At 67.2% G+C, this 16,710-nt stretch carries 15 protein-coding genes and 1 pseudogene; 14 read left to right on the forward strand and 2 right to left on the reverse strand.

Annotated features, from left to right (window positions below; genetic code table 11):
• Positions 1–6 precede the first annotated feature (6 nt).
• The 6 genes from EIK80_RS13620 to EIK80_RS13645 are packed head-to-tail and all read left to right on the forward strand — an operon-like array spanning position 7 to position 4,573.
• Positions 7–543 (forward strand): nuclear transport factor 2 family protein, encoded by a 537-nt coding sequence (locus tag EIK80_RS13620; protein WP_199743473.1) that lies wholly within the window; start codon positions 7–9, stop codon positions 541–543.
• Positions 540–1,820, forward strand: coding sequence for a Rieske 2Fe-2S domain-containing protein (locus EIK80_RS13625; protein WP_125157547.1), 1,281 nt, complete (start codon positions 540–542; stop codon positions 1,818–1,820). The genes EIK80_RS13620 and EIK80_RS13625 overlap by 4 nt, the downstream gene beginning before the upstream one ends.
• Positions 1,817–2,311: an aromatic-ring-hydroxylating dioxygenase subunit beta gene (locus EIK80_RS13630; protein WP_125157548.1), complete on the forward strand. Its 495-nt coding sequence runs from the start codon at positions 1,817–1,819 to the stop codon at positions 2,309–2,311. Before EIK80_RS13625 ends, EIK80_RS13630 begins: the two co-directional genes overlap by 4 nt.
• Before the next feature lie 8 nt (positions 2,312–2,319).
• Positions 2,320–3,060, forward strand: coding sequence for an SDR family NAD(P)-dependent oxidoreductase (locus EIK80_RS13635; protein ID WP_125157549.1), 741 nt, complete (start codon positions 2,320–2,322; stop codon positions 3,058–3,060).
• Between the two features lie 15 nt (positions 3,061–3,075).
• Complete coding sequence (locus EIK80_RS13640; protein ID WP_125157550.1) at positions 3,076–4,035, forward strand: PDR/VanB family oxidoreductase; 960 nt, start codon at positions 3,076–3,078, stop codon at positions 4,033–4,035.
• Between the two features lie 37 nt (positions 4,036–4,072).
• Complete coding sequence (locus EIK80_RS13645; RefSeq protein ID WP_125157551.1) at positions 4,073–4,573, forward strand: flavin reductase; 501 nt, start codon at positions 4,073–4,075, stop codon at positions 4,571–4,573.
• 3 nt (positions 4,574–4,576) lie between these two features.
• Here the strand turns inward: EIK80_RS13645 and EIK80_RS13650 are convergent, their stop codons facing one another.
• On the reverse strand, positions 4,577–5,032 hold the full coding sequence (locus EIK80_RS13650; protein ID WP_125157552.1) for a MarR family winged helix-turn-helix transcriptional regulator: 456 nt from the start codon (positions 5,030–5,032) through the stop codon (positions 4,577–4,579).
• A gap of 230 nt (positions 5,033–5,262) precedes the next feature.
• Positions 5,263–6,564, reverse strand: coding sequence for a M20/M25/M40 family metallo-hydrolase (locus EIK80_RS13655; RefSeq protein ID WP_125157553.1), 1,302 nt, complete (start codon positions 6,562–6,564; stop codon positions 5,263–5,265).
• A gap of 453 nt (positions 6,565–7,017) precedes the next feature.
• Between EIK80_RS13655 and EIK80_RS13660 the strand changes: the two genes are divergently transcribed.
• The 8 genes and pseudogenes from EIK80_RS13660 (at position 7,018) to EIK80_RS13695 (ending at position 16,645) form a co-directional block, all read left to right on the forward strand.
• Complete coding sequence (locus EIK80_RS13660) at positions 7,018–9,237, forward strand: TonB-dependent receptor (protein ID WP_125157554.1); 2,220 nt, start codon at positions 7,018–7,020, stop codon at positions 9,235–9,237.
• A gap of 368 nt (positions 9,238–9,605) precedes the next feature.
• Positions 9,606–10,018 (forward strand): annotated as a pseudogene (locus EIK80_RS13665) (tyrosine-type recombinase/integrase); the annotation flags it as partial.
• Between the two features lie 221 nt (positions 10,019–10,239).
• Positions 10,240–11,451 (forward strand): patatin-like phospholipase family protein, encoded by a 1,212-nt coding sequence (locus tag EIK80_RS13670; protein WP_125157906.1) that lies wholly within the window; start codon positions 10,240–10,242, stop codon positions 11,449–11,451.
• Positions 11,448–12,956 (forward strand): phospholipase D-like domain-containing protein, encoded by a 1,509-nt coding sequence (locus EIK80_RS13675; protein ID WP_125157555.1) that lies wholly within the window; start codon positions 11,448–11,450, stop codon positions 12,954–12,956. The genes EIK80_RS13670 and EIK80_RS13675 overlap by 4 nt, the downstream gene beginning before the upstream one ends.
• Positions 12,957–13,259: 303 nt before the next feature.
• Positions 13,260–13,940, forward strand: coding sequence for a cytochrome b/b6 domain-containing protein (locus tag EIK80_RS13680; protein ID WP_125157556.1), 681 nt, complete (start codon positions 13,260–13,262; stop codon positions 13,938–13,940).
• Positions 13,940–14,263 carry a LuxR C-terminal-related transcriptional regulator gene (locus EIK80_RS13685; protein WP_125157557.1) on the forward strand — a complete coding sequence of 108 codons (324 nt, stop codon included), beginning with the start codon at positions 13,940–13,942 and terminating at the stop codon, positions 14,261–14,263. The genes EIK80_RS13680 and EIK80_RS13685 overlap by 1 nt, the downstream gene beginning before the upstream one ends.
• Positions 14,260–15,780: a thymidine phosphorylase family protein gene (locus EIK80_RS13690; protein WP_125157558.1), complete on the forward strand. Its 1,521-nt coding sequence runs from the start codon at positions 14,260–14,262 to the stop codon at positions 15,778–15,780. Before EIK80_RS13685 ends, EIK80_RS13690 begins: the two co-directional genes overlap by 4 nt.
• 1 nt (position 15,781) lies before the next feature.
• A complete protein-coding gene (locus EIK80_RS13695) occupies positions 15,782–16,645 on the forward strand; it encodes a ribose-phosphate diphosphokinase (RefSeq protein WP_125157559.1) in 864 nt (287 codons plus the stop codon).
• Positions 16,646–16,710: the final 65 nt, after the last annotated feature.

The raw sequence follows: 16,710 nt of genomic DNA on the forward strand, positions 1-16,710 counted from the left end.
CGGACCATGAGCGCCCTGACTCTGCTCGAACGGCTCCAGGCCCTGGAAGATCAGGCCGCCATCCGGCGGCTGATGGCCCGCTACATGGAGCTGTGCGACCACCTCGACGCGGACACGCCCATGGACGAGCTCGGCGACCTTTTCACCGAGGACGCGGAGTGGGCGGGCAAGGGCGAGCGATATGGCCAGGCTTTCGGCGGTCATCACGGGCGGGCCGCTATCGTGGCCATGCTCGACGCGTATCGCGGTCGCCCGCCTCACTTCGCGTTCAACGCCCACTTCCTGACCTCCGAGGTGATCGAGGCAAGCGGCGATCAGGCGAGCGGCGCCTGGATGATGCTGCAGACCTCGACCTTCGCGAGCGGCGCCTCGTTTCTGACGGCCGCGCGTCTGTCGGTTCAGTTCCGGCGCGAAACCGCGCGCTGGCGCATCCACCGCTTCGCCACCGCCAATCTCTTCAGCCGGCCCGTGGACGCCTGGAACACCGCCGATGCGCTTCCCACGCCCGGTCTCCACCTCCAATCAACGGACATGACCACATGACGAGCCAGACCTCGCCCGAGGCGACCCCCACGCCTGGGGGCCTCGCCGACCTGGTGCGCCCCGATCGCGTGCACAGCCAGCTCTATCGCGACCCGGCGCTCTTCGATCAGGAGATGGACAAGATCTTCGACAAGACCTGGGTGTGGGTCGCCCACGCCAGCGAACTGCCCGAGGCGGGCAGCTACAAGACCGCCTTCGTTGGCCGCCACCCGGTGATCGTCAACCGCGACCGCCAGGGCAAGATCAACGTCCTGCTCAACCGCTGCCGTCACCGCGCCGCCACGGTCTGCGAAGCGCGTCGCGGCAAGGCCAACAGCTATGTCTGCCCCTACCACGGCTGGAGCTATGCGCTCGACGGCTCGCTGCGAGGCGTGCCCTATGCCGAAGGCTATGAAGACACGCTCGACAAGAGCCAGTTCCCGCTCGTGGCCCTGAAGGTCGACCAATACCAGGGCCTGATCTTCGCCTCGCTCAATCACGACATCGAGCCGCTCGAGGACTTCCTGGGCGAGGCCAAGCCGTGGATCGATCTCTTCATGAAGCAGGACGCCGGCTTTGGCGTGAAGACCGCCGGCGAGCACAAGTTCCGCTTCCCGGGCAACTGGAAGATCCAGCTGGAGAACACCACCGACGCCTACCACTTCCCGCTGGTCCACAAGTCGTTCCTGACCTCTTTGGACGACGACACCGAAGAGCTGTTCGACGTCCTCAACCAGGGCGGTTTCGTCCAGGATCTGGGCAACGGCCATAGCGTCATGGTGATGATCCCCGACCTCGTCGATCTCGACGAGAACCTGGAGGCGCCCATCCCCGAGCGCTTCGAGGCCTTGGCCCAAGAGCTGGCGCGCGACTATCCCGACGACGTGGTTCGCAAGGTGGTGCGCGCCGTCGGCGGCACGGGCTTCAACCTGAACCTCTTCCCGAACCTGGCCTGCTCGATGGCCTTCTTCCGGGTCCTGCGCCCGGTCGCGGTCGACGAGACCGAGATCAGCCACATCGCCATCACGATGGACGGCGGTCCGGCGGCGGGCAATCGGGCGCGGCTGCGCCTGCATGAGCACTTCCAGGGGCCCATGGGCTTTGGCAGCCCCGACGACGCCGAGGCCTGGGCCCGGGTGCAACGCGGCTCGGCCGCCGGCTCGGACGTCTGGATCATGCTCAATCGCGGCCTGGACGCGCAGGGCGTCGACAACCGCGGCGCTGGAACCGGCGACGTGAGCGCCGAGACGGGGATGCGCTCGGCCTATCGGATGTGGAAGAGGATGATGACGGCATGACCGGCCAGACCAACACCGCCGCCTCGAGCCTGCTCGACGCCATGAGCTTCATCTGGCGCGAAGCCGAACTGCTCGATCGTCGAGAGTATCCGGCCTGGCTGACGCTGTGGCGGACCGAAGGGATCTATGTGATCCCGATCGACCCCGACACCGAGGACTTCGACAACAGTCTCAACTACGTGCTCGACAACGACGAGATGCGCCGAGCGCGTGTCGCGCGCCTGATGAGCGCCCATTCCATGTCGGCGACCGCGGCGGCGCGCACGGCTCGGACCGTGTCGCGGTTCGTCGTGGTCGCCGATACGGCCCACGCCATGACCGTGCGCTGCGTCCAGCATCTGGTGGAGACCAAGCGCGACGTCCAGCGGACCTACGCGGCCGAGATCACCTATGACCTGGCGCGCGGCGTCGAAGGCCTGCTGATCGAACGCAAGGTCGTGCGCCTGATCAACTCGACCGACGCCTTGGGCGGCGTCGCCTATCTGTTCTAGGCGCGCCCATGACCCAAACAGCGATTGTGACCGGCGCGGCCCAGGGATTGGGGGCCGCCATCGCCGCCGACCTGGCGGCCGAGGGCTACAACGTCGCGCTCGCCGACATCGACCTGGACGGCGCGTGCGCCTTGGCCAGCGAACTTGATCCGACCGGCGTTCGCGTCCTGGCGCTGGCCCTCGATGTCCGCGATCCCGCCGCCTTCGAGGCGGCGGCGGCGGCGGTCGAAGCCCGTTGGGGCGCGTTCCAGGTCCTGGTCAACAACGCCGTGGTCACGGTCGCCAAGCCGGTGCTGGAAATCACCGCCGACGAGTTCGACGCGGTCCTGGCCGTCAACCTGCGCGGCGTGTTCATCGGCAGCCAGATCGCCGGGCGGCGGTTCAAGGCGGCCGGCTACGGCCGCATCGTCAACCTGGCCTCGCTGGCGGGGCAGAACGGCGGCGCGGCCACCGGCGCCCACTACGCCGCCTCCAAGGGGGCGATCATCACCTTGACCAAGGTCTTCGCCCGCGACCTGGCGGCCCATGGCGTCACGGTCAACGCGGTCGCGCCTGGTCCGTTGGACCTGCCCTCCGTCCGTCGGACCGTGCCCGCCGACAAACTGGCGGCCATCGTCGAGACCATTCCCGTCGGGCGGCTGGGCGCGCCAGCGTTCGTCGCCCGGATGGTCAGCCTGTTGGCCTCGCCCGAAGCCGCCTCCGTGACGGGGGCGACCTGGGACGTCAACGGCGGCCTCTACATGCGCTAGCTGCGAGATCCCCTGATGAGCGACACCGTTCTGAACCTGAAAGTCGCCCGGCGGGTCGAGCATCCGGGCGACATCGTCGCCGTGGACCTCGTCGCCGAGGATGGGGCGGCGCTGCCGGCCTTCACCGCTGGCGCCCATGTCGACCTGCATGTCGCGCCCGGGCTTGTGCGGCAATACTCGCTGCTGGGCGATCCGGCCGTGCCGGACCGCTATCGCCTGGCCATACTGCTCGACCCGGCCTCGCGGGGCGGTTCGCGCGCCGCCCATCGGCTGCTGACGCCCGGCGCGTACGTCAAGGTTGGCGCCCCGCGCAACCACTTCCCCTTGGCCGAGGCGGCCACCCGATCGGTCCTGGTCGGCGGTGGAATCGGGATCACGCCGATGCTGGCCATGGCCCATGCCTTGGCGCGGCGGGGCGACGCCTTCGAGCTTCGCTACTGCACCCGCTCGGCGGCCCGCACGGCCTTCCTGGACGAACTGGCGAAGGCGCCGTTCGCGAACCAGGTGCGGGTGCATCATGACGATGCCGAGCCCGCCCAGCGCTTCTCGCCGGCGCAGGATTTGCCGTCCCCGGCCGCGGGCCTGCATCTCTATGTCTGCGGTCCCGCCGGCTTCATGGATTGGGTGATCGAGCAGGCTCGCGCCCTCGGCTATCCCGAGGGGGCCATCCATCGCGAGTACTTCAGCGCCGAGGTCGACACCAGCGGCGGCGCCTTCGAGGTGGTCGCCGCCCGTTCAGGCAAGACCCTCAGGGTGGGGGAGGGGGTCTCCATCGTGGCCGCCTTGGCCGCCCAGGGCGTCGACATCGAGGTCTCGTGTGAGGAAGGGGTCTGCGGAACCTGCCTCGTCAATGTCCTCGAAGGCGAGGTCGACCATCGCGACGTCTACCTGACCGACGCGGAAAAGGCCGCCCATGACCAGATGCTCGTCTGCTGCTCGCGCGCCAAGTCCGCGCGCCTCGTCCTGGACGTGTGAGCCTGGACTCTTCGTTCCCCAATCCCGGAAAGATCCCATGATCGATCAGAAGACTTACCGCGATGCGATGGCCAGGCTTGGTGCGGCCGTGAACGTCGTCACCACCGACGGCTCTGCTGGACGCCATGGCCTGACGGTTTCGGCCGTCTGCAGCATCACCGACGAGCCGCCCAGTCTGATGGTCTGCGTCAACCGTCGCTCGCGCAGCCACGCCATGATGACCGAGAACGGCGTGCTCTGCGTCAATGTCCTGGCCGGACGGCACGAGGCGCTGTCCATGGCGTTCGCCGGGCGCGCCGAGGTCGACGCGGACCGGTTTGCCGGGGGCGCCTGGACGAGCCTCGCCACGGGATGTCCCGTCCTCGAAGACGCCGTCGTGGCCTTTGATTGCAAGATCACCCTGTCGCGTTACATCGGCACGCACAGCGCCTTTCTTTGCGAGGTGCAAGCGATCCGGACGAGCGACGGCGCCGAAGGTCTGATCTATTTCGATCGGGCCTTCCATCGGATCGGCGCGCCGAGCCTGCAGGCCCTCTAAAGTCTAGATCTTCTGAAGGTTGTCGAAGACCCGGGCGAGAATCTGGTTGAGTTTGGTGACGTCCCGGTTGGCGATCGAGCCGAAGGCGCGGCCATAGACCCGCTCGGCCTCATGCCAGGCCTGCTCGCGCGCCTTCAAGCCCGCGGGCGTCAGCAGAACCTCGGTCACGCGCGCGTCGGTCGCCCGCGGCCGGCAGTGGACCAGACCATCCGACTGCATGCGCTGGATGATCTTGGTCATCGTCGGCAATTTGACGATCGCCTGTTCGGCGATTTCGCCGACGCTGGCGCAGCCGCTTTCGTGAATCGACATCAGCACTCGCCAGCGCGGCACATCCAGGCCGATCTTCTTGAGCGCGCTCTCGATGTTGGCCAGATAGAGCGCACTGGCGCGCGTCAGCCAGTAGAACGGCCAGTCGGCTTTGCGGAACGAGGTTTCGCTGTCGTCGGACGCCGTCATCGAGCCCCTGGGATCACTACGCGGTTTGGACGTTCAATAGCGAGTTCAACCTACCGCGTCACGCTGAGATCGACGCGGGGCGGGCTTGGCCGCCGCCGCCAAGGCGGCCGACCAGATTTGCTCCGTACGCCGATAGGGGCCAAGGGGCCGCAAGACCCTGGACAGTCGCGACCCAGGGCCAATCCCGGACCGGGGGTGAGCGTCTGCGAAGGGCGCGCGCCGCTCAAGGATCAGGGATGCTCGACGCCGGTCTGCAGCAGGATGACCTGGAGCGCGGTGGCGATGTTGAGGGGGTCGTGCGCGGGATCGAGCGTGAGGCTTTCCTCGGGCGAGTGGCCGTCCTTGGCGCTGAAGCCCGGCCCGATCACGATGGCCGGAAGACCCAGGCTCATCGGCAGGTTGGCGTCCGTACTGGCCGAGTCGTAGCGCGGCGTCAGGCCCGCCGAGCGCATGGCCGCTTCGGCTCTCTGGACGAGAGGATCCTCCTTGCCGGTGCGGCCGGCGGGGCGGTCGCCCAGAACCTCGGTTTCCAGACGGATCGATCCCTTGAGGGTTGACCGGGCGGCGTTTTCTCCCGCGACCGCCTGGTCGAGGGCGTCGCGCAAACGCGCCTCGAGAGCCTCGAGCGCCCGGGGGTCTTCGGAACGCATGTCGATGCTCATCGACATCTGGGTCGGAATGACATTGGGCGAGGTCCCGCCGGACACGACCCCGACATTGTAGGTCGTGCGCGTGGCCGGATCGGTGGTGATCCGGCTGATCGCGGTCATGGCGCCGGCCATGGCGTAACCTGGATTGACGATGCCGAAATCGCTGAAACTATGACCGCCGGGTCCCGTGAAGGTGACCTTGTAGCGCCGGGCCCCCACGGCGACATTGATCAGTTGGCCGGCGGCGGCCGGCTCGAAAACGATCACGCTGGCGATCTTGCCGGCATAGGGACCATGCTGGAAAAGATGCCGGACCCCGCGCAGGTCCCCCAGACCTTCCTCGCCGACGCTGCCCACGAACAGAATATCGGCGCGGGTGCGAACCTTGGCGGCGGCCAGGGCGCGGGCGTAGGTCGCCAATACGGCAAGCGGGAAGGTGTCGTCGCCCACGCCCGGCGCATGGAGGGTCAGGCCCTCGCGGCGAACCTTCACCGGGACGCCTTCGGGAAAGACAGTGTCCAGATGAGCGATCACCGCGACCAGGGGGCCCTTGCCCTCGCCCTTGCGCAAGGCCGTCACATTGCCGACCGCGTCAATCTCGACGTTCTGGAGTCCCGCATCCTGAAGCAACTGGGCGAAAGCCTTGGCGCGGGCCTCCTCCTTGAAGGTCGGCGCGGGGATCTCGGTGAGCGTCACGCCTTCGCGCACGGTGCGTTCGTAGTCGTTGGTGATCGCCGTCTGGAGCGCGACGAACGTCCGGCTCTTGCGCAGGGCTTGGGCCTGTTTGTCGATCGTCGGGGAAGGTTGAGCCAGCGCGACGCTTGCCGTGCTGAACGCGAGGCTCAGGATGAGCGCTGGGGTGAGCCTGGTCTTGACGTGCATGCCTGGGGTGTTCCGTCTGATTGAGGATGGCGCGGCGCCGCGATCGTCACTCAATTACGTGAAATTTCAACTTTTTTGTTTCGGATGTCGTGAGTGTTCATAGTCATCTCCCTGGTTCCTCCCTTCATGGAGGGGTATCGGGTTCTCGCGGAATTACAGTGATTTAGGTATCTTGGCCGCGCGCATCGCTCGGGGGCTGCAACCATCGGGCGCGGCATCGGGCGCATCGCGAAACTTCCGCGTGCTCGGCGGCGCCCATTTGGTGAGCGGCCACCTCTACAACGCGCGTGACAGCTGTGCAAAAACGTGATTATTCAACTATCGAAAGATGAACATTCAAATAAATGAGTGACTGACGTCCTGCCTTGCCCGCTACCTCGGCTTCACGGTTTGCGGAGGCGGCGGCGGCAGAAATCGGCCGCCAGAGCCTTCGATAAAAAGGGGAGAACCAAGATGAAGTGGAATCTGTTGAACACCGTTGGCCTGATCGCGATCAGCACCAGCGGCGTCCTGATCGCCCCGGCGATCGCCTTCGCCCAGGCCGGGCCGGGCGCGGCGACCGAGCCGAGCCAGGACGTCCAGCTGGAGGAGGTGGTCGTCACCGCCGAGAAGCGGACGAGCACCGAACAGAAAACGGCGATCTCGATGAGCGTCATTGATGCGTCGGTGCTCAAGCGCGAAGGCGTGGGCAACCTGCAGGACATCACCACCATCGCGCCGGCGGTCAGTTTCGCGACCCAGAACGCCTCCGTCGTCGTCGGCATCCGCGGCGTCTCGAGCCGCGACACCAACGAGATCGGCGATCCGGCCGTGTCGATCAGCGTCGATGGCTTCTACACCCAGCGATCGGTGGGCTTGAACTCGACCGTGTTTGATCTGGAGCGGGTTGAAGTGCTGCGGGGTCCGCAAGGAACGCTGCTGGGCCGCAACGCCACGGGCGGCGCGATCAACATGATCACCGCCAAGCCGGGCGAAGAATTCTCCGCCTACGCCTCGGCCGAAGCGGGCAGCTACAACGCCTTCAACACCACGGGGATGGTCAATATTCCGCTCAGCGACGCGGTCAAGCTGCGTGTGGCGTTCCAGACCCGCGACCGCGACGGCTATCGCAAGAACCCAGTCGGCGAGGCCGGCGACGACGAGCACTCCAAGGCCGCCCGCGTCCACTTGGCGTTTGAACCCAACGAGCGCTGGTCGAGCTTGGTGACGGCGGAATACGCCACGGTCGACGGGGTGGGCCCGGTGGTCCAGGCCGTCCCCCAGCGCAATACCTCCGCAGGCGTGCTGGACCTGTCACGCCCCACCATCCCGGGCGATGGCAAGACCTTCGCGGTTCCGGCCGGCGGCTTCATGGACATCGACACGACCGGGGTGCGCTGGACCACCACCTACAAGTTCGACGGGGCGAGCCTGACCTATCTGGGCGGCTATCGCCACCAGGACTACAAGCGGCTGAACACGCTGGGCGGCCAGTACGGCACCAACCGCGCGAACTTCACCTACAACGAAGCAAATATCGCCGACACCTGGAACAACGAGCTGCGACTGACCTCGGACAACGACAGTCGGCTCAAATGGCAGGTCGGCGCCTATGCCTTCCACGAGAAGAACGACGTCTCGACGGTGTTTCAGGACTATCGCAACAGCCTGACGCTGTTGGAGACGGCGACCCCGCTTCAGACCTATGTCTATCCCGACGTGATCGCCAAATCCTGGGCGCTGTTTGGCCAGGGCTCGTACGATCTGACCGATACGCTGAAGGTTGAAGCGGGTCTGCGCTACTCGTCGGATGACAAGAGCCGCACCGGTTTCAATCGCGTGGCCAACATTGGCGCCTATCTGGCCAGCGGAGCGCTCAACTACGTCACCACGCCGCAGAACTCGAAAGTGAGCTCGGAGAAGACCACCGTCCACGCGGCGCTGAACTGGCAGGCGACGCCGCGCAACCTCCTCTACGCCAAGTTCGACACCGGCTATAAGGCCGGCGGTTTCACCGATCTCAACATCTACGGCCCCGAGACGATCAAGGCCTACGAGATCGGTTCGAAGAACCGCTTCTTCGACAACCGCCTGCAGATCAACCTCGACGCCTACTACTACGACTACGCCAACCAGCAAGTCTCCCAGGCCGCGCTCACCTCGGCCGGGTCGCTGGGCACCCTGATCCTCAACGCCGGCAGCACCAAGTACTATGGCGTCGAGGTCGAGGGCGTGGCCAAGCTCACGGCGGCCGATCGTCTCAACTTCTTCCTAGGCTACAACCACGGGCGCTATGAGGACTTCGCCGTCCTGACCAGCGGCGCGAACCTACAAATGAAGGGGCATCGCCCGCCGCAGTCGCCGGACTGGAGCGCCAATCTCGGCTACCAGCATCAGTGGAATGTCCTGGGCGGGGCGCTGACGGCGCGGGCTCAGACCCACTACGAAAGCAAGAGCTATTTCACCTTCTACAACTATGGCGCCGACAGCCAGCCAGCCTACTTCCGATCGGACGCGGTCATTACCTACGCGCCCGACAGCGGCAAGTGGCAGCTAGAAGGCTATGTGCGCAACATCGAGGATCGGCTGATCCTGGCCAACGCGCAGAATCCCGCCAGCACCACCTACCTGGCGTACCGGTATCAATATCAACCGCCGCGCACCTACGGTGTGAAGTTGACCGTCAACTGGTAGGCCGACACAAGAATGCCAGGGCGATCCGGTCGAGAGATCGGATCGCCGCCGTTTGTGCAAGCCGGCCCTGGCGGCCATGACGTGATCGCGGCGCACCGGGAGCTTTGCCGGCGCTCCTGGTGATCGATGTCGGCATCGCGGCTTTTGGGCCCATTTCGTGGCCGTCACCGTGAGCACGCGGTTTGCGGAACGTCGCTTGACGCCGCGTCGACGCCGTCCAGGGCCAGACGCCGCTCGGAGCGACCAACGCTCGGGTTTTGCGGCGACCAATCGCCCAGTATCGGCAGGGGGGGCGCCGTACGGTTGTCTGTCCACTGTTCGTCGTATCCTGGGAGGCAGGACGAGCTGGCCATCAACGGCTGGGCCATGCGCCAGGCGGGTTGATCAGGGCGCGTGCGACGATCATTCAGCAGAAGACGGGTCAACCCGTCCCTTCGAGATCACCGAGCCCACGCGAGATGCTCTGGCCGCATGGATCAAGGTTCGCGGCCGTCGATACGACGACTGGCTGTTTCCAAGCCGCAGTCGCTCGGGACAGCACGTCAGCACCCGGCAATACGCCCGACTGGTCGATAAGTGGGTTTCGGTGATCGAGCTCGAGCCGCGGGCGTACGGGACGCACAGCCTCAGACGAACCAAGGTCGCCATGATCTACAAGAAGACAGGCAACCTGTGAGCCTGCCAGCTTCTCCTCGGGCATCGGAAGCTGGAAAGTACGGTTCGATATCTCGGCATCGAGGTCGACGACGCCCTTGAGGTGTCTGAGGCGATCGATCTGTAGGTCGCGCTCCGCTCCAGATCGTGCTGCGGCGGCCGACGGTCACGAGATGGTCTGGTTGGCGAAGGTCGTGTTCTCGGAGCCGGCCCAATGGCGGCTCTTGGCGCTTCCTGGATACTCGACGTCAGCCGAGCTGCGCTGCGCAGGCGGCGGCGGAATATCGCGCTTGTCCTAGTACCTCAGTTTGACCTCGATCAAGCCGCGCGCGCCAAAGCTCGTGCGTGATGGACCCGGTCCGAACAGACGGACCTGCTGAACGTCCTTTTGCCGAGGCTGTGGTGTCGGATCACAAGTTTGACTGGGCTTTCGACGAATTCTGGTCCCGCCGCTTGCCCGCGCCGCTATCGTCGAAGGCCCAGCCCTCCGGCTTCGCCGGCGTGCGGCTGAGCTTCGAGGAGGCGGAAGCTTCACTCGAGGCCGCCGCCGAGCGTCTGGCCCTGCCCCGTCCGCACGGCGGGGAGCAATTCAACGTTCTGGCGATCTCCGGCGGCGCTGCGGGCGGCGCATACGGCGCCGGAGTCCTCCTGGGCCTGGGTTTGGCGGGAAGTCGTCCCCGGTTCGATATCGTGACCGGAGTCAGCACGGGGGCCCTGATCGCGCCCTTCGCCTTCCTGGGCGCCGCGTGGGATGATCGGCTGAAGGAGGCCTATACCGGCGGACGCGCCGCCGAGCAGTTCCGGTGGACGGCGCTCGCGGGCGTGTTCCAGGGCGGTCTGCTGGCCGCCGAGAGCCTTGACGGCCTCATCGCCCCGTTCATCGACGAACCGATGCTCGACGCGATCGCCGCCGAGCATCGCCGCGGTCGACGCCTATTGATCGCCACGACCGATCTCGACAGCCAGACGCCCGCCATCTGGGATATGGGCGAGATCGCGTGCCGAGGCGGCCCTTCAGCCGTGGAGATGTTCCGGTTGATCCTCGCTGCCTCCGCCAGCCTGCCGGGCCTGTTTCCGCCGCGCCTGATCCGTTGCGAAGCAGACGGCCAGGCCTTCGACGAGCTGCACGTCGACGGCGGCGTCACCGCTCCGCTGTTCGTGCTACCCGAAGCCTTGTTGCGGTGGCGCAGGGTCGGACGGCGATTGCGGCGGGGACGTGTCTACGTGCTCGTCAACACGGTGATCGACCCCTCGCCCCGCACGACCTCTCCAAGCCTGGCCGCCGTTCTCATCCGTAGCTTCGACACCATGCTGCGGGTTTCCTATCGGCAGGCGTTGAATGTCGCGACCGCCTTCTGCATCGGCAACAACATCCCCCTGAGCGTCGCTTCGATCCCCGACACACCGGCCGCGACAGCCAACGGCGCGATGCTCGACTTCGACACCGAGGCCATGAAGTCCACCTTCGAGGCCGGCTGCGCCGCTGCCATGGGCGAAGGCTTCTGGCAGGCCCCGGCGGTGCGGCTGGAGCCGTGGGAGGAGCTGGTGAACCGGTTATGACGCTCCTCCGCCCGGGCGAAACCTGCTGGCGCGTGGAGACGGCCCGGCGGCTGGCCTTCCTGATCGACGCCCAGGCGTACTACGCCGCCCTGCTGGAGGCGCTCGAACGGGCCACGCAGTCGATCTGGATCCTGGGATGGGCCTTTGACCCGCGTACGCGGCTGGCGCCCGACGGCCACGAGGGGTCAAGCGACCCCGACGAGATCGGGCAGGTGCTCATTCGCCTCGCCAAAGCCAACCCGTCGCTCGACGTCCGCGTACTGATCTGGAAGTCGACACTCTCGGTCAACGGCAGCCACACGATGCTGGAGCACAGGGCGCGCAAGGCGTTCCGCGACACGCCGGTTCGGTATCGCGAGGATGGCGAGGTCCCGTTCGGCGCATGCCACCACCAGAAGGTCGTGGTCGTCGATGGCGAGATCGCCTTCTGCGGCGGCGCCGATATCACCGTGAACCGCTGGGACACGGTCGGGCATCGCGACGACGATCCGCGCCGGATCCTCCCGCACAGGGCTCGCCACGCGCCGCGGCACGACGTGATGGTGCTGGTCGAGGGCAGGGCGGCGGCGGTGCTGGCCGATCTCTTCAGGACCCGATGGGCGCGCGCCTGGGGCGACGACTTCGTCCCCGACCAAAGCGGGGCCAACTGGCCCAGGGCCCAGTCGCCCCACCTGTCGGACACGCCGGTCGCCATAGCCCGGACGGAACCAGCCTACCGCGGGCGGCCGCTGGTCGACGAGATCCTTCGGTTGCACTTGGCCTGCATCGCAGATGCGCGGGAGATGATCTATCTGGAGAACCAGTATTTCACCTCGCATCTGCTGACCGACGCGCTGGCGCGGCGGCTGGCCGAGCCCGAAGGGCCCGAGGTGATCCTGGTTCTCACCGGGCGGGCCCCGAGCTGGTTCGACCGTCTCACCATGGATCCGGCTCGCGCGCCGCTGGTCCGACGGCTGATTGCGGCGGACAGGCATGACCGCTTCCGCGCCTATGCGCCGAGGACGGCCCAGGGACGGCCGATCGTCGTGCACTCCAAGGTCAGCCTGTTCGATGATCGTGTGGCCCGAATTGGCTCGGCGAACCTCAACAATCGCGCCGAGGGATTCGACACCGAGTGCGAGGTCGCGCTCGAGGCGTGCGATCCGAGAACGCGGCGCGAGATCGCCCAGTTGCGAGATGTTCTCCTGGCGCACTATCTCGGCGTTCCCGAAGCGAGGCTCGCTGCGGCCCTGTCCGAGCACCGTAGGCTCATCGGCGCGATCGAGGCGCTCAACGGGCCGGGGCGCCTGCGGCCGATCAGACCGGGGCGGCTTGGGTGGTGGAGCGCCGTCGTGTCGGCCTGCCGGCTCGGCGATCCGGCGCATGCGGGCGAAAGCTGGCGCCTGGTCAAGGACCGCCGCCATCTCCCCGGCCCGCCGGACACATCTGGTCGACAGGGCTGGGCGGTGCGGGCAGCGCCCGGAAAGGCCGGCGATGCGTCGCGATCAGGGGGCGACGACCGTTGATGAACCCACGACACAGAGGCGCTCGTCCGTCGGACCGGGGGCTCCGATCCCGGCCTCGAGAGCAAAAAGGATGCGGCCGGGGCCCGCTGCAGAGGCGACCCGCCGTCTCGCAGCGCCCGGCGTCGGCCCATCGACAAGCCATCGGGAGCCGCCGCGCCCCGGATCAGCAAACGCTTACGATCGGTGGGATCAGCGTAACGTCAATGGTCGCCAGGGTCAGGCGACGCTCTTGTGGCGGCGCGAAATGAACTTGTTCGGGACGGCCCGTCGATCGGAGCCTTCCCGCCAGCCTGGGAAAGAGCCATGAACGGAGTCGTCACCAAGCCGCGTCGCTGGGATCCGATCGTCCGGATCACCCACTGGGCTATCGCCGCGGCGATCGTCGTCAATCGGCTGATCACTGAAGGCGGCTCGCAGGCGCACATCTGGATCGGCTTGGCCTTGGCCGGACTGCTCATCCTGCGATGGGTGTGGGGGCTGATCGGCCCGGCAGAGGCGCGCTTCTCGTCGTTTCCGCCCAGCCTGCGCGGCGCCCTGAGCCATATCGGCGACATTCGCCATGGTCGCCATACCCGCCATCGCTCGCACAATCCGCTCGGGGCTTTGATGGTCTACGCGCTTTGGGCGACGATGGCGATCGTCATCGCCAGCGGTGTGGCCATGACCGGCTTCCCGCCGAAGGTTCATCACGAGGCCGCCCCGACAGGCGCCACACACACGGTCGCGACGCGGGAGGCCGAGGGACCCGAGGCTGAAGCTCAGGACGCCGAAGTCCGAGAGGAAGGCAGCCATCAGGCGACCGGCGAGGGCGGTGAGCGCGGGGAAGGCGAAGGCCCGGCCGAGGAAATCCACGAGATCGCGGCCAATCTTCTCCTCGTCCTGGCCGCGCTGCATCTGGCTGGCGTCGTCTTCGAGGTGCGGCGCAGCGGTCGTCAGGTCGTCACGGCGATGATAGACGGGGGCGAGCGCGCCAAGGAATCGTGATGGCCAAGTCCGCCTTCCGCAGCGGAGATCGCCTGACGCCCGCCGAAGCGGACGTCGCGATTTTCGCCCTCAAGGGCATCGAGGTCGCCCAGATCGCTCGCCTGCGAGGCTCGGCCGCCAGCACGGTGCGCGCGCAGTTGGCGCGGGTCTATGAAAAGTCCGGTGTTAACTCCCGCGCTGGCCTGGCTTGTCTGTTTCTCGAGGACCTGATGATCGATCCCGTCGTCGCCCCGGCCACCGAGCAGGAGGTAGACCAGGAGGCGCGGGACGAGGCTCGACGTCGCACAGGGCGCTGGCGTGATGTTCGCGAGCCGATGCGATGACCCATGACCTGTCGGTCGATGCGCCTCCCACCGTGATGGCGCGCCGCCTTGGCCTGTTCACCCAGGACGAGGCGGTCGTGCTGATGCGCACCGACTGCCACGTCTGCCGTTCCGAGGGCTTGTCGCCCCGCGCCCAGGTGCTGCTGGTCGCCGGCCGCCGCGAAGTCATGGCCACGCTGTACCAGATCGAGGGCGATTTCCTCGGCGAACACGAGGCCGGGCTTTCCGAAGCGGCCTGGCTGCGACTGGGGGTCTCCGACGGCGACGAGGTCCTGGTCCGCCATCCGCCAGCGCTGGCTTCGATGTCGAGCGTCCGGCGACGGATCTTCGGCAAACGGCTCGACGGGCCGGCGATGTCGGCGATCATCGGCGACGTCGTGGCCGGACGCTACACCGAAGCGCACCTGGCCGCCTTCCTGACCGCCTGCTCAACCCCGCCGCTGGACGTCGCCGAAGTGGTCGGCCTGACCAGGGCGATGGTCGAGACCGGCAGCCGCCTTGCCTGGGACGCCCCCCTAGTCATCGACAAGCATTCGGTCGGGGGGCTGCCGGGCAATCGCACCACGCCCATCGTGGTGGCGATCATCGCCGCCTGCGGGCTGACCATTCCCAAGACCTCCTCGCGGGCGATAACATCGCCGGCGGGCACGGCGGATGTCATGGAGACCCTCACCCGCGTCGACCTTGACGCGGCGGCCATGCGTCGCGTGGTGAAGGCTGAGGGCGGTTGCCTGGCCTGGGGTGGGGCGGTGGATCTGAGCCCGGCCGACGACATTCTGATCCGGGTCGAGCGCGTACTCGACATCGACACCGAAGGCCAACTGGTCGCCTCCGTGATCTCCAAGAAGCTCGCCGCCGGATCGACCCATGTCGTGATCGACATTCCCGTGGGGCCAACCGCCAAGGTTCGCTCGGACGACGCGGCCGCCGCCCTGGCCGACCGGCTGGGGACGGTGGGCGAACAATGCGGACTCCAGGTCCGATCCCTCCTGACCGACGGCGCCCAGCCGGTCGGCCGGGGCGTCGGCCCGGCCCTGGAAGCGCGCGACGTCCTGGCAGTGCTGCAGGGCGATCCCGGCGCCCCGCTCGATCTGCGGCGCCGAGCCTGCCAGCTGGCCGGCGCGGCCCTGGAACTCGCGGGCCATACGCCGCCCGGCCAGGGGGAAGCCCTGGCCGGGCAGGTCCTTGCCGACGGCCGCGCCTGGGCGAAGTTCCAGCGCATCTGCGAAGCACAGGGCGGAATGCGCATGCCGCCGCGCTCGGCCTTCAGCGCTCCGCTGCTGGCGACGTGCTCAGGGAGGGTGACGCAGATCAACAACCGCACCCTGGCCAGGCTCGCCAAGCTCGCCGGCGCCCCCGACGCCAAGGCCGCGGGGCTTGAGCTCCACTGCCGGCTGGGTGACGAAATCGAGGCCGGCGAACCGCTAGTGACGGTCCACGCCGAAGCGGCCGGAGAGCTGGCCTACGCGCTGGAGTTCGCGGCGGCCAACACCGACTATGTCAGCCTGGAGGCCTGAGATGCGCCTTCTTCTGCCGCTCCCCGACAACGAAGGGTTCGCCGAGCGCCTCGCAAGAGTAGGGGGCGGCATTGTCGGCGCCTTGCGGACCCGGCAGTTCGTCGACGGCGAAAGCTATGTTCGGATCGAGGCCGATGTCGCCGGGCGGGTTGTGGACCTGGTCTGCACCCTGGCCCGTCCAGACGCGGCGTTCCTGCGTCTGGCCTTCGCCGCCGACGCCCTGCGCGACCTGGGCGCGACGCAGGTCAATTTGATCGCCCCCTATCTCGGCTACCTGCGCCAGGACACGCGCTTCCTGCCGGGCGAGGCAGTCACGTCCAGAACCTTCGCGCGGTTGCTCGGCGGCGTCGTCGACCGGATCGTCACTGTCGATCCCCATCTCCATCGCTATGCCGACTTGGAGAGCCTCTACGCCATACCCTGCCGAACGTTGCATGCCGCGCCTCTGCTGGCGGCCTGGATCAGGGCCAGGGTCCCAGCGCCTCTGATCGTCGGTCCCGACATCGAAAGCCGGCAATGGGTCGCCGCCGTCGCCCAACGCGTCGGCGCGCCCTATGTCGTACTCGCCAAGCAAAGGCTCGGCGACCGCGAGGTCCGCGTGGAATTGCCCGACCTGGCGGTGCATCGCGGGCGCCGGGCGGTGTTGATCGACGACATCGCCGCCTCCGGGCGCACCCTGGCGGCCGCGGCCGAAGCGCTCAAGCTTCAAGGTTTTACCCCGCCGGTCTGCGTGGTCGTCCACGCGGTGTTCGGCGAGGACGCCCTGACGCGACTCCAGGCGGTGACCGAGCTGATCGTCTCGACCGACTCCATTGAACATCCGACAAACGCCATCGCGTTGGCGGAGCTGTTCGTCGACGCCTAGCCGGCAACAAGGCGAGGAATTGCGGAGGATCAAGGCCCAGGCCATTCTCCCCCAGAAGATGGCGT

The organism is Caulobacter sp. 602-1, assembly GCF_003931565.1.
Lineage (GTDB): Bacteria > Pseudomonadota > Alphaproteobacteria > Caulobacterales > Caulobacteraceae > Caulobacter.

What these genes read in the sequence shown, in the direction of transcription:
- EIK80_RS13625 (WP_125157547.1), top strand. Translation starts at nt 540, where the DNA reads ATGACGAGCCAGACCTCGCCCGAGGCGACCCCCACGCCTGGGGGCCTC.
- EIK80_RS13635 (WP_125157549.1), top strand. Translation starts at nt 2,320, where the DNA reads ATGACCCAAACAGCGATTGTGACCGGCGCGGCCCAGGGATTGGGGGCC.
- EIK80_RS13695 (WP_125157559.1), top strand. Translation starts at nt 15,782, where the DNA reads ATGCGCCTTCTTCTGCCGCTCCCCGACAACGAAGGGTTCGCCGAGCGC.
- EIK80_RS13670 (WP_125157906.1), top strand. Translation starts at nt 10,240, where the DNA reads ATGGACCCGGTCCGAACAGACGGACCTGCTGAACGTCCTTTTGCCGAG.
- EIK80_RS13685 (WP_125157557.1), top strand. Translation starts at nt 13,940, where the DNA reads ATGGCCAAGTCCGCCTTCCGCAGCGGAGATCGCCTGACGCCCGCCGAA.
- EIK80_RS13630 (WP_125157548.1), top strand. Translation starts at nt 1,817, where the DNA reads ATGACCGGCCAGACCAACACCGCCGCCTCGAGCCTGCTCGACGCCATG.
- EIK80_RS13620 (WP_199743473.1), top strand. Translation starts at nt 7, where the DNA reads ATGAGCGCCCTGACTCTGCTCGAACGGCTCCAGGCCCTGGAAGATCAG.
- EIK80_RS13675 (WP_125157555.1), top strand. Translation starts at nt 11,448, where the DNA reads ATGACGCTCCTCCGCCCGGGCGAAACCTGCTGGCGCGTGGAGACGGCC.
- EIK80_RS13655 (WP_125157553.1), bottom strand. Translation starts at nt 6,564, where the DNA reads ATGCACGTCAAGACCAGGCTCACCCCAGCGCTCATCCTGAGCCTCGCG.
- EIK80_RS13660 (WP_125157554.1), top strand. Translation starts at nt 7,018, where the DNA reads ATGAAGTGGAATCTGTTGAACACCGTTGGCCTGATCGCGATCAGCACC.
- EIK80_RS13645 (WP_125157551.1), top strand. Translation starts at nt 4,073, where the DNA reads ATGATCGATCAGAAGACTTACCGCGATGCGATGGCCAGGCTTGGTGCG.
- EIK80_RS13650 (WP_125157552.1), bottom strand. Translation starts at nt 5,032, where the DNA reads ATGACGGCGTCCGACGACAGCGAAACCTCGTTCCGCAAAGCCGACTGG.
- EIK80_RS13640 (WP_125157550.1), top strand. Translation starts at nt 3,076, where the DNA reads ATGAGCGACACCGTTCTGAACCTGAAAGTCGCCCGGCGGGTCGAGCAT.
- EIK80_RS13690 (WP_125157558.1), top strand. Translation starts at nt 14,260, where the DNA reads ATGACCCATGACCTGTCGGTCGATGCGCCTCCCACCGTGATGGCGCGC.
- EIK80_RS13680 (WP_125157556.1), top strand. Translation starts at nt 13,260, where the DNA reads ATGAACGGAGTCGTCACCAAGCCGCGTCGCTGGGATCCGATCGTCCGG.